15 protein-coding genes are annotated in these 13,895 nt (G+C 43.6%); 7 read left to right on the top strand and 8 right to left on the bottom strand.

Annotated elements, in window-relative coordinates:
- Positions 1-15 precede the first annotated feature (15 nt).
- From rpmA to folA, 5 genes are all read left to right on the top strand, one after another.
- Entirely contained in the window at positions 16-273 is a 258-nt protein-coding gene (gene rpmA / locus DUN60_RS00390) for a 50S ribosomal protein L27 (RefSeq protein WP_004735905.1), read from the top strand.
- Positions 274-599: 326 nt separating this feature from the next.
- Positions 600-1,772 (top strand): Obg family GTPase CgtA, encoded by a 1,173-nt coding sequence (cgtA, locus tag DUN60_RS00395; protein WP_009847831.1) that lies wholly within the window; start codon positions 600-602, stop codon positions 1,770-1,772.
- 169 nt (positions 1,773-1,941) lie between these two features.
- Positions 1,942-2,709, top strand: a complete 768-nt coding sequence (locus DUN60_RS00400) for a threonine/serine exporter family protein (RefSeq protein WP_114632943.1) — start codon at positions 1,942-1,944, stop codon at positions 2,707-2,709.
- Positions 2,709-3,182, top strand: a complete 474-nt coding sequence (locus tag DUN60_RS00405; RefSeq protein WP_162808202.1) for a threonine/serine exporter family protein — start codon at positions 2,709-2,711, stop codon at positions 3,180-3,182. Before DUN60_RS00400 ends, DUN60_RS00405 begins: the two co-directional genes overlap by 1 nt.
- 40 nt (positions 3,183-3,222) lie before the next feature.
- A complete protein-coding gene (gene folA, locus DUN60_RS00410) occupies positions 3,223-3,702 on the top strand; it encodes a type 3 dihydrofolate reductase (RefSeq protein WP_065207181.1) in 480 nt (159 codons plus the stop codon).
- A gap of 178 nt (positions 3,703-3,880) precedes the next feature.
- On the opposite strand, the gene apaH is transcribed toward folA, so the two are convergent.
- The 6 genes from apaH to lptD all read right to left on the bottom strand — a co-directional run bounded on the left by apaH (position 3,881) and on the right by lptD (position 10,643).
- Positions 3,881-4,684 (bottom strand): bis(5'-nucleosyl)-tetraphosphatase (symmetrical) ApaH, encoded by an 804-nt coding sequence (gene apaH / locus DUN60_RS00415; protein ID WP_065207182.1) that lies wholly within the window; start codon positions 4,682-4,684, stop codon positions 3,881-3,883.
- A gap of 29 nt (positions 4,685-4,713) precedes the next feature.
- Positions 4,714-5,094 carry a Co2+/Mg2+ efflux protein ApaG gene (gene apaG / locus DUN60_RS00420; RefSeq protein WP_004735899.1) on the bottom strand — a complete coding sequence of 127 codons (381 nt, stop codon included), beginning with the start codon at positions 5,092-5,094 and terminating at the stop codon, positions 4,714-4,716.
- 82 nt (positions 5,095-5,176) lie between these two features.
- Positions 5,177-5,992 carry a 16S rRNA (adenine(1518)-N(6)/adenine(1519)-N(6))-dimethyltransferase RsmA gene (rsmA, locus tag DUN60_RS00425; protein WP_004735898.1) on the bottom strand — a complete coding sequence of 272 codons (816 nt, stop codon included), beginning with the start codon at positions 5,990-5,992 and terminating at the stop codon, positions 5,177-5,179.
- A complete protein-coding gene (gene pdxA / locus DUN60_RS00430) occupies positions 5,989-6,978 on the bottom strand; it encodes a 4-hydroxythreonine-4-phosphate dehydrogenase PdxA (RefSeq protein ID WP_162808203.1) in 990 nt (329 codons plus the stop codon). Before pdxA ends, rsmA begins: the two co-directional genes overlap by 4 nt.
- A complete protein-coding gene (gene surA / locus DUN60_RS00435) occupies positions 6,968-8,263 on the bottom strand; it encodes a peptidylprolyl isomerase SurA (protein ID WP_114632945.1) in 1,296 nt (431 codons plus the stop codon). Before surA ends, pdxA begins: the two co-directional genes overlap by 11 nt.
- Positions 8,264-8,306: 43 nt before the next feature.
- Positions 8,307-10,643, bottom strand: a complete 2,337-nt coding sequence (gene lptD, locus DUN60_RS00440) for an LPS assembly protein LptD (protein WP_114632946.1) — start codon at positions 10,641-10,643, stop codon at positions 8,307-8,309.
- A 149-nt stretch (positions 10,644-10,792) separates the two neighbouring features.
- On the opposite strand from lptD, the gene djlA reads away from it, so the two are divergent.
- Both djlA and DUN60_RS00450 read left to right on the top strand, forming a co-directional pair.
- Positions 10,793-11,647, top strand: a complete 855-nt coding sequence (djlA, locus tag DUN60_RS00445; protein ID WP_114632947.1) for a co-chaperone DjlA — start codon at positions 10,793-10,795, stop codon at positions 11,645-11,647.
- A 58-nt stretch (positions 11,648-11,705) separates the two neighbouring features.
- Positions 11,706-12,251, top strand: a complete 546-nt coding sequence (locus DUN60_RS00450; protein WP_114632948.1) for a DUF924 family protein — start codon at positions 11,706-11,708, stop codon at positions 12,249-12,251.
- Between the two features lie 100 nt (positions 12,252-12,351).
- On the opposite strand, the gene DUN60_RS00455 is transcribed toward DUN60_RS00450, so the two are convergent.
- Together DUN60_RS00455 and leuD are read right to left on the bottom strand one after the other, a co-directional pair.
- The gene (locus tag DUN60_RS00455) at positions 12,352-13,134 is read right to left on the bottom strand and encodes a DUF547 domain-containing protein (RefSeq protein WP_114632949.1); all 783 of its coding nucleotides are present in this window, start codon (positions 13,132-13,134) and stop codon (positions 12,352-12,354) included.
- 157 nt (positions 13,135-13,291) lie between these two features.
- On the bottom strand, positions 13,292-13,894 hold the full coding sequence (gene leuD / locus DUN60_RS00460; protein WP_114632950.1) for a 3-isopropylmalate dehydratase small subunit: 603 nt from the start codon (positions 13,892-13,894) through the stop codon (positions 13,292-13,294).
- Position 13,895 lies beyond the last annotated feature (1 nt).

The following is a 13,895-nucleotide window of genomic DNA, read 5'->3' on the forward strand; positions in this document are numbered from 1 at the left end:
TAGGAGAGTTTAACAATGGCACATAAAAAAGCTGGCGGTTCTACTAATAACGGCCGCGATTCAGAAAGCAAACGTCTTGGTGTTAAGCGTTTTGGTGGTGAATCTGTTCTTGCAGGTAACATCATCGTTCGTCAACGTGGTACTAAGTTCCACGCTGGCACAAACGTTGGCATCGGTAAAGACCATACTCTTTTCGCTCTTACTGAAGGTAAAGTGAAATTTGCAGTAAAAGGTCCTAAAAACCGTAAGTTTGTAAGCATCGAAGCTGAGTAATTTAATCTTTTATTAGATTATTTATACTAGCTTTCAAGCTGAATTCAAAAGCCCTGCCGATTCGGCAGGGTTTTTTATTTATAGCGAGAATAAAAAAGTAGACGCTCTTGTTTTGGTTTTGATAAGCCGTTCTATTTTTGAGAAACAGTTTGGTTTTATTAAGAAGCCGTTTGTTTTTTAAGATACAGAAAGCAAAGAACCTCTCCTTATTTGTTCCTTGGTTGCAGATCGATCTAGATCTTAGGTGATCGATCTAAACACGGATCTGCTAGAATTTATATCATTCCTTGATGAGTGGTAACGCAACGTAAGTGCGGAGTTAAAAAATGAAATTCGTTGATGAAGCATCAGTAAAAATAGAAGCCGGTGATGGCGGTAATGGTACAGTAAGCTTTTGGCGCGAAAAATTCGTCGCTAAAGGTGGTCCTGACGGCGGTGATGGCGGTGATGGCGGTGATGTTTACATTCAAGCGGATGAAAACTTAAACACACTGATCGATTACCGTTTCCAACGTTTTTACAATGCTGAGCGTGGCGAAAATGGCCGCGGTGGTAACTGTACTGGTAAACGTGGTAAAGATATGACGATGAAAGTACCGGTAGGTACTCGCGCTGTTGATATCCACACGAATGAAATCGTTGCTGAAGTTGCTGAGCATGGCAAGAAAGTTATGGTTGGTAAAGGTGGTTGGCACGGTCTTGGTAACACGCGCTTTAAGTCGTCTGTTAACCGTGCTCCTCGTCAAAAGACAATGGGTACTAAAGGTGAAGTTCGCGAACTACGTTTAGAGCTTCTTCTGCTAGCGGATGTTGGTATGCTTGGTTTGCCAAACGCTGGTAAATCTACGTTTATTCGCTCAGTATCTGCTGCGAAACCAAAAGTGGCTGATTACCCGTTTACGACGCTAATCCCTAGCTTAGGTGTGGTAAGTGTTGTCCCTGAGAAGAGTTTCGTAGTTGCCGATATCCCTGGCTTGATCGAAGGCGCAGCTGATGGCGCTGGTCTTGGTATTCGTTTCTTGAAGCACCTTGAGCGTTGTCGCGTTCTTCTGCATATGATCGATATTTTGCCGATCGATGGTTCTGATCCTATTCAGAATGCACTGACGATCATCGATGAGCTTGAGCAATACAGTGAGAAAGTTGCACAGAAACCTCGTTGGTTAGTATTCAATAAAGTTGACCTAATGCCTGAAGAAGAAGCTGACGAAAAGATTCAAGAAATCGTTGAAGCTTTGGGTTGGGAAGGCGAGTACTTCAAGATCTCTGCTGTAAACAAGATCGGTACCAAAGATCTTTGCTTTAAACTGGGTGAGTTCATGGAGAACCTACCTCGTGAAGTTGAAGCAATTGAAGAAGAAGAAAAAGTTAACTTTATGTGGGATGACTACCATAAAGATGCGATGGCCGGTAAGAATGTCGTTACTGAAGATGACGACGACTGGGATGATTGGGATGACGAAGAAGATGACGGTCATGTTATCTATGTTCGTGATTAATAATCCTCGTAGTTTCTTATAAGCACTTTGGTCGCTTTTTCTAAGATACGCTGATAGTTTTATTAAACCGCAATGAAAATTGCGGTTTTTTTGTATCTAAATCATGACGTCTTGCTGTTTTTTATGCAAAATTTATCTTTAGATAATTAACGCCTATGGGAAGGAAATCATGGCATCAAAACAAAGAGCGATCTCAAGGTTAGTCGCTCAATCAGGACAAATGTTATTAGCTCATGGCGCCGAGAGCACACTGGTCGGTGACATTATGCGCCGCATCGGTATTGCTTGTGGGGTGAATGAGGTTGAAGTTGCACTGTCAGCCAATGCGTTGGTTGTGACAACAGTAATGGATGATCATTGCATAACGACGACTCGAAGTTGCGCTGATCGTGGCATTAATATGCAGGTGATAACCGAGATTCAACGCGTGTGTATCATGATGGAGAAAGGGATTCTTGATTATGATTTAGCTTATAATAAGATCCAAGGGATCAGTCCTGAACGCTACAACCGTTGGTTAGTTGTCGTAATGATTGGGCTATCGTGTGCTTCTTTTAGCCGTCTTGCTGGCGGAGATTGGCATGTCTTTATGATGACGTTTATAGCTTCGGCTTGCGGTATGATTGTGAGACAAGAGATCGGTCATCGTCATTTCAATCCGTTATTAAATTTTGCTATTACCGCTTTTGTCACCACCACCATTTCAGCTCAGGCGGTGCTCTACAATATTGGTGGTCAACCCACTATCGTGATGGCTTCGTCAGTATTGATGCTAGTGCCTGGTTTTCCTTTGATTAACTCCGTAGCAGATATGCTTAAAGGCCATATAAATATGGGTCTCGCACGCTTCACCATGGCCAGTTTATTAACGTTGGCTACAAGCTTAGGTATTGTCGCAGCGATGAGCCTATCTGACGTATGGGGGTGGGTGAACTAATGACTATTTTGGAACTTTTTGTTGGGTTACTCAACGACATGTTTTTTGCTGCGATTCCTGCGGTTGGTTTTGCATTGGTGTTTAACGTACCGCAACGAGCATTAATTTATTGTGCGCTGGGAGGTTCCATTGGTCACGGTAGCCGTTATTTGATGATGCACTTTGGTATTCCTATTGAATGGGCGACGTTCTTTGCTGCTACATTGGTAGGCATGATAGGGGTGCATTGGTCGCATAAATTGTTAGCACACCCGAAAGTATTTACGGTTGCAGCCTTGATTCCGATGGTCCCTGGCGTGTTTGCCTTTAAGGCGATGATTGCCATGGTTGAGATTAACCGAGCCGGATACAACCCAGAACTATTGGCATTGTTGATGGAGAACTTTTTGAAATCGATGTTCATTATCGCAGGGCTTGCGGTTGGCTTAGCAGTGCCTGGGCTGTTATTCTACCGTCGTAGACCTATCGTCTAGCTTCAACTTCATTTTCAAGTAAGGACAGGACTTTCGATTTATGATCATCAGCATGATAGCGGCAATGGCGAACAACCGTGTAATTGGTAAAGACAATCAGATGCCTTGGCATTTACCTGCAGATTTCGCATGGTTTAAACGTTCAACTATGGGCAAACCTGTCGTGATGGGGCGTAAAACTTACGATTCAATTGGTCGCCCTTTGCCGGGGAGGCTGAACGTTGTAATCAGCCGCGACGAGAGTTTAGAAATCGAAGGCGTAACGACGGTAACTTCGATTGAAAAAGCACTAGAGCTGGTAAGTGATGTTGATGAAGTGATGATCATCGGTGGTGGTTCAATCTATGAAACCTGCTTACCAAGAGCGAACAAGTTATACCTGACTTATATCGATTTTGATGTGGATGGTGATACTCAATTCCCAGACTGGGGAGAAGGTTGGAAGCAGAGCTTTAATGATACTTATCAAGCGGATGAGAAAAACAAGCACGATATGGAGTTTGTGGTTCTCGAGCGTTAACGGTGGTTATTAAGAGTTAGGCTCTGAAAATGCTTGCGTTACTGTGCACAGCTAGCGCAAGCTTCTCGTATCTCGTATCTCGTATCTCGTATCTCGTATCTCGTATCTCGTATCTCGTATCTCGTATCTCGTATCTCGTATCTCGTATCTCGTATCTCGTATCTCGTATCTCGTGTTTCTATAGCGCTTTTTGAGTGAAAAACTGTTTGTCTTCCCAGCGAAGTATCGTCAAGTCTCCCCCCCACACACACCCAGTATCAAGTCCAATCACATCTTTTCCTGAGTAACCTTCTAGCGCAGCCCAGTGTCCAAAAATAACTGTTTTATCCAGCTTTATACGTTGTGGTAGGTCAAACCAAGGCACTAACGGCTCAGTGGTAATTTCGCTTGGCGGAAGTTTACAGGCCATATCGAGTCGGCCATCAGTAAAACAGAAGCGCATTCTAGTCAGGCTGTTTATCGCATAGCGATAGCGCTCAATCCCTTCTAAATTTTGACACCATGAGTCAGGCGTGTTGCTGTACATGTTTTCGATAAGCCATTGCCACTGCTCTGATTTTAATAAATCAGCTATTTCCAGACTTTCAATACGCGCTCGCTCTAGATCCCATTGAGGTGAGATGCCAGCATGAGACATTACGAACTCTGGATGTTCTTGAATCAAAGGCTGTTGTCTTAACCATTCGAGCAGCTGTTCTCGGTCTTCTGCATCAAGAATGGGTTGAGTCTTGTCTTTTGCTTTAGCTGGAAATAGCCCTAAGGAAACCGCAAGTAGATGCAAGTCATGGTTGCCTAATACAACCTTAGCAGCGTTACCTAGGCTACGAATAAAGCGTAGCGTCTCCAATGATTTAGGACCACGGGCGACTAAGTCACCAGCAACCCATAAGGTATCTTGCTGCTTATCAAAATTGACGGTTTTAAGCAGTAATTGAAGTTCGTCGAAGCACCCTTGGATGTCTCCGACAATATAATTCGACACAATAATTTCCTGTAGATACGGATGTACGACTAATTAAGAATATTAGGGATTGCGAGTCTGAATGGATCAACTTCAGTTATGAAGTCGATGCCTTTGTTATCAGTCATCACATAATGACCTTGCATAACACCCACAGGAGTTTCGATGACGGTACCACTGGTGTAAGTGTATTCGTCGTTGGCTTCAATCACGGGTTGTTGCCCAACCACGCCATCACCTTCTATGGTGAGTTGTTTGCCGTTGGAGTCGGTAATCAGCCAGCGGCGAGACATTAGTTGAACCGTTGTTTTACTGAGATTTTTGATGGTAATAATGTAGGCGAAGACGTAGCGGTTCTTCGTTGGTTCAGATTGTTCCTCTATGTATTTAGAGTGAACCTGACATTTGATACAAGGCGTAGATATATCCATATTCGCACCTTTTGTTGTTGGTATACTTTAAAGTATTACATAAAAAACAGGCTCCTCACCGAAGTGTAGGAGCCTTTTAGAATTATTTGTCAGCGCTGTGAGTGTCGTACAACCAGTTTGCCATGTCGACAAACTGCTCGAGCGTTAAATTTTCAGGACGCATGCCTGGGTTAACACCCAACTCTTCAAGTACTTCCTTGTCGATTAGGCTCTTGTAGCAGTTACGAACCGTTTTACGACGCTGGTTAAAGCCTTCACGACATACACGATCTAGCCATTTCAGATCTTTTGCCGGGTAAGGTAGCACTTCGTATGGCTGTAGGCGTACTACTGCAGAATCTACTTTCGGTGGCGGAACGAAGGCCGTTGGTGGCACTTCTAGCACAGGCGTCACTTTACAGTAGTATTGAGCCATTACCGTAAGACGACCATAAGCTTTAGTACCTGGGCCGGCCGCTAATCGGTTAACCACTTCTTTTTGAAGCATGAAGTGCATGTCTTGCACGTCTTTATGGAACTCAAAAAGGTGGAACATCAATGGTGTCGAGATGTTGTATGGCAAGTTACCGAAAATACGTAGCTTGTTGTTTGGCTTAACAAGTTGTTCGAAATCGAACTTCATTGCATCGCCTTCATAGATCGTTAGCTTATCAGCCAGATCGGGATGGTTGCGAAGACGTTCAGCCAGGTCTCTATCCAATTCGATAACTGTAAATTTATCGACAAGCTTACCCACTGGCTCAGTAATTGCGCCTAGACCAGGACCGATCTCTACCAAGTTTTGACCTGGTAGTGGGTTAATGCTAGATACGATGCCATCAATAATGTATGGATCGTTAAGGAAGTTTTGACCAAAACGTTTACGCGCTTTGTGCCCTAAGTGGACATCATTTCTCATTGTTTTTTCTCTACTAATTCAATGGCGTGCGTGAGCGCTGTTCTAAAGCTCCCTGTATCGGCTTGGCCTTTCCCTGCCAAGTCTAAGGCGGTACCGTGGTCGACTGATGTTCGAATAAACGGTAAGCCAAGCGTGATGTTCACTGAACGACCAAACCCTTTGTATTTCAATACTGGGAGTACTTGGTCGTGATACATACCTAAAACAGCATCTGCATCTTGCAAATATTTTTCATTAAAGATGGTGTCTGCTGGCAATGGGCCAACTAAATTGATGCCATCTTTTTGGCGAATTTTTTCTAGCGTCGGGGTGATGGTTTCTATCTCTTCACGTCCCAAGCAACCATCTTCACCTGCATGTGGATTCAAGCCACACACGTAGATAGTTGGTTTCTCAATAGCAAACTTTTCAACCAAATCTTTATTCAGAATTGCAATAATTTGCTCTAATCTGTCTTCGGTCACTGCTTGAGATACATAAGCTAGTGGGATGTGCGTTGTTACTAGCGCAACACGCAGCCCTTCTGTTGCCAACATCATCACCACGAGCGGTGTATTGGACTTCTCTGCAAAGAACTCGGTATGGCCACTAAAAGCAACGCCAGCTCGGTTAATTACACCCTTGTGAACAGGGCCGGTGACAATAGCATCAAATTCATCATTCATACAGCCAATTGCTGCGGTTTCTAATGTATTTAATACGTAGTGGCCGTTCGCTTCATTAAGTTGACCCGCAACGGCGACTTCAGCGAGTGGAACATGTTTCACAACCAATGTTCCAGAGCGTTGAGGTTGCTTGGGCGCGGTTGAATCGTAATCCAACAGCTCCACCTCGATCCCTAACATTTGAGCTCGCTCTGCTAGTAGGGTTTTGTCCGCACACACCACGAGCTGATGTGGCCAGCTTTCTTGGGATAAGGCGAGAGTTAAATCTGGCCCAATTCCTGCAGGTTCACCTGCCGTAATGACAAGGCGTTTAGTTGTCATCTTGGTCATCCTCAACCATTTCAACAAAAGCACTCGCTCTTACTTCTTGTAGCCAAGCGCCAGCTTCTTCGTTGAACTTACGGTTAAATAGAATTTGGTAAGCTTTGTTTTTCAAAGCTGAATCGGTACGGTCAACTTCTCGACGGTCTAGTACTTCAACAATGTGCCAGCCATGCACGGTTTTAAATGGTGCGCTGATCTTACCTTCAGGTAGCGTTTCTACTTGGTGCTTAAATTCAGGTACATACAAATCCGGTGTTTGGTAGCCTAGTTCACCATCTTGCACTGCAGAGCCTGGATCTTGGCTGTATTGCTGCGCAAGTTCACCAAAGCTCGCTTCACCCGCGTTTACACGACGCGTGATTTCTTCAAGTTGCTCCTTGGCACCGTCGTCACTTAAGATGACGGTCGGTTTAATTAGGATATGACGAGCATTAACTTCCGTCACCGCTACTGTTTCCAAGCCTTTCACATCTTCAATTTTCAGAATATGGAAACCAACGCCGCTTCGGAAAGGACCGATGATGCTGCCTTTATTCTGCATTTTGATTTGGTCTGCAAAAATGGTAGGCATCTCTTCTTTACGCATCCACCCCCAGTCACCACCTTGTAGCGCTTTAGGGCCTTTTGAATAAGTATAAGCCATGGTGCTGAAATCTTTGCCTGAGTTAAGTTCCTCAACCACTTCTTTAGCTTGAGCTTCTAGCTCTTCTTTGGTTTGGTCATCATTAAAGCGAAGTTGGATGTGTCCGATTTTGTATTGAACGGTCGCGTTAGTCTCTTGCGCCAAGATATCCGCAAGGCTATCGACTTCAGCTGGAAGAATGTTGATACGACGACGCACTAAGGCGTTACGCGCTTCACTTGCCGCAATCTCTTTTCTTACTTGTTCGCGAAATGCATTGTAACTAAGGCCTTCTTCAGCAACCGACGCTGTTAATTGTTCTACAGTCTGGTTGTTGTCTTTCGCTATGCCTTCGATTGCTTGATCAAGTCGAGCATCATCAATACGAACGCCAATACGTTCTGCTTCTTGCGTTTGAATGGTATCGATGATCAGCTTCTCTAGAACCTGTTCATTCAAGACATCTTGCGATGGTAACGTTTGACCACTTTTCTTAGCATTTGCGCGCAGCGTCTTCATTGAAGCATCGATGTCACTTTGTAAGATCACGCCTTCGTTAACGATAACTTTTACGCTGTCTAGTTCTACCGGCGCTGCGTAGCTTACTGATACAGTGCAAGCTGCTGCGATGGCAATTAATGTGCGTTTCCACAATGTCATGTGTAATCCTTTAAATTTACTGATGTTTTATCAGTAAAGAAAATTAGTTGTTTAAGAAGAATGGGCGGCCGTAGCTCAGAGAGTTATCAGAACTACTATCCCCAACAGCGCCAGAGTCAGAGCCGATATTAGTGCCAAAGCCGACAATACCGAAGTTCACACTGAAGTTATTTTCATATTCAGGCGTAGTGTTTGGGTCACTAATGTTATTTGTCAAACGGTTACTATAGGTAAAGCCGATGTACCAACAATCCGATTTATAGTTTAACCGAGCTAACCACTCGAGATTCTCTTGTGTAGTCAAATCATAGAAATATTGAGCACTGGTATTCCATTTCGGTGAAATTTGGTAAGCGCCAAGTAAGCCTGCTTGAGAGATGCCATCTCTTGTTATTGATGATACGTCAAAATCAACCGTTTCATTTATGTATTCTTCTGTAACGTAGCGATAGTTGGTTTGTATGTAACCACCACCAAAACGGTATTCTAACGTACTGTTTGCAAGCTGCATCGCAGTGGTATCAATATCGTATTGCACGCCACCATGGTAGAACAGGTAGTCATCGTAGTTGAAGTCCATTTCAATAGCCCAAGAAGAATAATTAGTTTTAGCATCAGAACCTTCACTACTCAGGGTTTGCTTTGTATCTTTATCAAAATAGAATATTTGACCAAATGATATATTTAGGCGTTCTTTGTATTCGTCATCAAAGAAGCGAGAGGATGCGCCGTAACTCACTTGGTTTGCGGCTGCTATACGATCCACGCCACTGTATTTACGGCTTCTGAACAGGCCGTAGTAATCAGTCTGTAGTAGTGTTGTATCGTAAAGGCCAATATCACTTTGATCTTCTTCTGGAACATACAAGTATTGGACTTGCGGCTCTAGTGTTTGAGTATAGTTACCAACAATAGTGGTATCTCGTTCTAGTACGACACCCGCATGGCTTCTAAATTCAGGGATCACGCGACTTACTGATTCTTCCAAATCTTCATAATCAGAGCCTGCGCCCGTATCAACGCCATCAAGATCTTGTTGGTAATACGTACCAAGTAAGCGAGCTTCTGTTGTCCAGGTACCCCAGGTATTGCCTACCGGAATTGTAATGCCAGGTTCAATGTGGACACGAGTGGCAGATGGTTTGCCCGAGGCATCAGTATCGAACAGTGACACATGGCTAATGAGGTCGAAATCTAGGTAATCCATGACCTCAGGAGCGTAGTAGTTGTACTCTAACTGAGGCATTAAACGATACGGTAAGTTGTTTTTTGTATCGGTTAGGACTTGGAAATCTCGGACAAGTACAGAAGCATCCCAGTTCTGTGAACGGTAGGTCGCTCGGCCTTCTTGAAGTAATTGACCATCTTCACGGTTACCAATACCAGAACTTAGATCGGTAAAGTAATCAATATCGCTGACTTTTGAGTAGTCGACTTCAAACAACCATGATTGCTGGAATATCCCTGAATGCTGGAGTTGAGCCCCCCAACGGTCGCCTTTTTCGGAGTATTTTTTGTCATCCGGTAAATATTCAGACTCGATACTACCTGAGCCAAAATCGCTCAAGTAACGGAATTTACTGTTAAGTTGGGTACCACGCTCTTGCATGTACTTAAAGGTGGTTTCCAAGTCGTAGTTTGGTGCTAAGTTCCAATAAACCGGGATTTCAGCTTCAAAGCCATCGCTTGAACCGTATGAAACTGTTGGGTACAAGAAACCAGTTTTACGGGTATCGCCAATAGGCACAGTTAAGTAAGGTAAGTAGAAGACAGGAACACTTTGAATTTCAAAACGTGGGTTATAAAAGGTGGCTTGTTCTTCATTTTGATCGACGTCAATACTTGATGCTCTTAGACGCCAAGCATTATCGCCGATAGGGCAAGAGGTGATCGAGCCATCTTCAATTTCATAAACCGCTTTGCCTGTTTTTGCGATATAAACCGCATCACCGCGACCTGGTTCGCAAAGAAATTCGTAGTCGGTATTTTCTAGCGTCATTTCATCGGTAGTCAGATTGTTGGTTGCTCTGTCTGACACTGATTTTATTTGACCATCACTAAAGTTTACGTTGCCTTCAGCTACAACGATATTTTCTTGTTGGTGTAGGGTCACATTATCAGCAAGGATGGTCTTGTTCCCTTGCGTAACTCTTACGTCACCCGAATAGATTGCCTTGTCACCATTGATAGCTTCTAAGCGATCTGACTCAACATGAGCGGGTAGCTGTGTCTCGTTTTCTGCAGCGGGCTCGATCAAGCATTGATCTATAGAGGGCATTTCCTGCACACTACTATCGGTGATTGTTTCAGCTTGAGTTGTCGACACGTATAATGCCGTACTTATAGACGCGGCTAACAAGGTGCGGGAAAAAGATTGCATGAAGTTGAACTATCCTGTGTCACTAGATGAAGGGTTGATCTAGTATCAATCCAATTAATAAAGCATTTTCCTTATGATAAAGGAAATATTAGCATTCAGCATCATCAGACAGCGTTACTCAGACAAAATTCATAGATAGAGAACACATAATGCAAATATTTGGCAAAATTTTGGGCGCTTTTTTTGGCTTTTTATTTGGAGGTCCGCTTGGTTTAGTTTTTGGCCTATTTTTGGGGCATCAATTTGATAAGGCTCGACGTTTAAACCAATCGGGGTTCAATAGTTCTGGTTTTGGTCGTGGACCAAGCCAAGCTGAAAGGCAGAACGAGTTCTTTAAAGCGGCTTTTGCGGTTATGGGACATGTTGCTAAAGCAAAAGGGCAGGTAACACCTGAAGAGATTCAGCTTGCTTCTACAATGATGGAGCGTATGAATCTGCATGGTGAACAACGTAAAGCGGCGCAAGATGCATTCCGTGATGGTAAGGAGAGTGACTTTCCGCTAGGTGATGTGCTTGAGCGTGTAAAAATCTCATCGGGCGGCCGTTTTGATCTTCTGCAGTTCTTTCTGGAGCTTCAGGTATCTGCCGCATTTGCTGATGGAAGCTTGCACCCTAGTGAGCGTCAGGTTTTGCATAAGATAGCGCAAGGCCTAGGGTTTTCTGCAGAGCAACTAGAGCGCCGCTTGCAGATGCAAGAAGCAGCGTTCCGTTTCCAACAACAAGGTGGAAGCTTTGGTGGTCATCAAGGTCACGGGCAATCATCAGGTTGGCAACAGGCTTCACAACAGAACCAACTGGCAGATGCTTTCAAGGTACTTGGGGTAAGTGAAAGTGCCGAAGGTAAAGAGGTGAAAAAAGCTTATCGTAAATTGATGAATGAGCACCACCCAGATAAATTGATGGCGAAGGGTTTACCGCCAGAGATGATGAATGTCGCGAAAGAAAAATCGCAAGAAATTCAGAATGCGTATGACCTGATAAAGAAGGTCAAAGGTTTTAAGTAATCGAACACTAAACCGAGTAATAACAAAATTACTCGGTTTTTTTATTAAAGGGAATTATATGACGGTAACGTATCAGAATGTTCTAGAGTTTTGGTTCGATGAATTGACGCCTAAAGATTGGTTTACTGGCGGCGCCGAGATTGACGCTTTGATAGCGTCTCGTTTTTCTGAACTGCACAAAGCCGCCATTCAAGGTGAGTTATTTGAATGGCGTCAGACAGCAGAGGGTCGCTTGGCTGAGATTATCGTGCTTGACCAGTTTTCTCGGAATCTTGGTAGAAATAGTCCATATGCGTTTACTGCAGATCCTATGGCGTTGGTTCTAGCTCAAGAAGCGGTAGCGGGTGGCTTTGATCACCAACTCAATCAACAACAGAAAAGCTTCCTCTACATGCCTTATATGCATAGTGAATCTTTTCTGATGCATGAACAAGCGGTGCTGCTTTTTTCCCAGACAGGGCTAGAGAATAACCTTGATTTTGAGTTTAAGCACAAGGTGATCATTGAGCGTTTTGGTCGTTACCCACACCGTAATGAAGTACTAGGTCGAACTTCGACTCCTGAGGAAATTGAGTTCTTACAACAACCAGACTCAAGCTTTTAATTGTGGAGATACGGTCAAAGAATTGAGAAGAGGCGAGTGGTTAATAAAACCTCTAGCCTCTTTTTTTGTTTAGCTTTAGTGATTAACTTTCGCGTTAGAACTAGTTTGCTTGGTTAAGTGACCAATCGTAGTCATAACTGATTTTTTCAGTGTTCGTCACCGGCTTTGTTCGATACTGGTCTAAGTGTTGAATGAGTTGTTTTTCTGTACCAAAATCCACAGCAAACCATTCGTAAATCGATGATAGTTGAAGTTTGTTGTTTTCAATTAACACACCTTTGTCACTATTAACAAACTCGGTCGACGCTTGTTCTAGTAGAGCCTCGGTGTTGTCAGCCGTAAAGGCTTGAAGTTGTAGGTTAGGACAACCTAAACTCGCACAATTCACCGCGTAATGCGTGCGTGGGTCTTGCCAAATAGGTCTTAAGATTCGATGTTCAATATCATTGAGTGTCAGTGATTTACCGTTGACGACAACCACATTATCTCCCCATGGTCCAAAACTGAATAACCCGCCGAGCTTGGTAATTGATTTGATTGGGTAGGCATCAAGAATTAAATCGACGGTCACGGCGTTATATAGATTAACCCAGTAGGCATACTGCTCCGCTTTTGAATAGTCGAGCGGATTAACCTGCTCCAGTCGCTTGATGTACTGTTTGAGCTTTGTCTTGTCTGCAGTGCTCGCTGCTTGATATCTAACTAAGGTGTGTTGGCCTTGCGTGACTAAATAGTTATCGAGGAATTGTTGCCAATCTTGATGAGAAACTTGCTCAGAGTTGGCTTCATTACTTTGATTCCAGTACGGCCACAGTTCAGATTTTGGCGCCGACCAAGCTAAGGTTGAGAAAAGTAGGCTGATAATAACAAGTAGTTGTTTCATGGCATTCTCCTGATGACTGACTACTAAGACCTTATGCTTTACGATTTTCTTTCATGGCTCTTTAGTTAAACCACAGATTTGAGTTAAATGAAGAAGTTGAATCGAATAAAAAAGGTTGGCACTTGGCCAACCTTTAGGTTTATTCAGAAATGTCTCATTATTTTAGGAAGCTAGGAATTTTCGCTTCAAACTCAGAGATCTTATCGGCATGTTGAAGCGTTAGACCTATGTTGTCTAGGCCATTCAGTAAACAGTGACGACGGAACTCATCAATTTCAAACGAGTATTCTTTTCCATTTGCACTGACTTTCATAGCTTCTAAATCAACAGTAATTTCAGCGCCTTTATTCGCTTCTACGAATTGGAATAGCTCATCCACCTCTTGCTCAGTCAATCGAACCGGCACCATTTGGTTGTTGATCGAGTTACCATAGAAGATGTCTGCGAAGCTTGGCGCGATCATCACTTGAATACCATAATCAGCAAGCGCCCAAGGTGCGTGTTCACGAGATGAACCACAACCGAAGTTTTCACGAGCCAGTAGAATTGAAGCGCCTTTATAGCGAGGTGCGTTCATTACAAACTCTGGGTTTGGTTGTTGGCCTGCATCATCTAGGAAGCGCCAATCGTGGAACAAGTGCTTACCAAAACCGATGCGGTTTACTTTCTGTAGAAACTGCTTTGGAATGATCGCATCAGTATCGATGTTGGCCGTATCTAGAGGAACGACTAATCCGGTGTGTTGTTGAAAACCTGACATG

It is taken from the genome of Vibrio splendidus, assembly GCF_003345295.1.
Lineage (GTDB): Bacteria > Pseudomonadota > Gammaproteobacteria > Enterobacterales > Vibrionaceae > Vibrio > Vibrio splendidus_K.

Coding starts and splice junctions, on each gene's coding strand:
- rpmA (WP_004735905.1), top strand. CDS start 16: ATGGCACATAAAAAAGCTGGCGGTTCTACTAATAACGGCCGCGATTCA.
- cgtA (WP_009847831.1), top strand. CDS start 600: ATGAAATTCGTTGATGAAGCATCAGTAAAAATAGAAGCCGGTGATGGC.
- DUN60_RS00400 (WP_114632943.1), top strand. CDS start 1,942: ATGGCATCAAAACAAAGAGCGATCTCAAGGTTAGTCGCTCAATCAGGA.
- DUN60_RS00405 (WP_162808202.1), top strand. CDS start 2,709: ATGACTATTTTGGAACTTTTTGTTGGGTTACTCAACGACATGTTTTTT.
- folA (WP_065207181.1), top strand. CDS start 3,223: ATGATCATCAGCATGATAGCGGCAATGGCGAACAACCGTGTAATTGGT.
- apaG (WP_004735899.1), bottom strand. CDS start 5,094: ATGGATATATCTACGCCTTGTATCAAATGTCAGGTTCACTCTAAATAC.
- rsmA (WP_004735898.1), bottom strand. CDS start 5,992: ATGAGAAATGATGTCCACTTAGGGCACAAAGCGCGTAAACGTTTTGGT.
- pdxA (WP_162808203.1), bottom strand. CDS start 6,978: ATGACAACTAAACGCCTTGTCATTACGGCAGGTGAACCTGCAGGAATT.
- surA (WP_114632945.1), bottom strand. CDS start 8,263: ATGACATTGTGGAAACGCACATTAATTGCCATCGCAGCAGCTTGCACT.
- lptD (WP_114632946.1), bottom strand. CDS start 10,643: ATGCAATCTTTTTCCCGCACCTTGTTAGCCGCGTCTATAAGTACGGCA.
- djlA (WP_114632947.1), top strand. CDS start 10,793: ATGCAAATATTTGGCAAAATTTTGGGCGCTTTTTTTGGCTTTTTATTT.
- DUN60_RS00450 (WP_114632948.1), top strand. CDS start 11,706: ATGACGGTAACGTATCAGAATGTTCTAGAGTTTTGGTTCGATGAATTG.
- DUN60_RS00455 (WP_114632949.1), bottom strand. CDS start 13,134: ATGAAACAACTACTTGTTATTATCAGCCTACTTTTCTCAACCTTAGCT.
- leuD (WP_114632950.1), bottom strand. CDS start 13,894: ATGTCAGGTTTTCAACAACACACCGGATTAGTCGTTCCTCTAGATACG.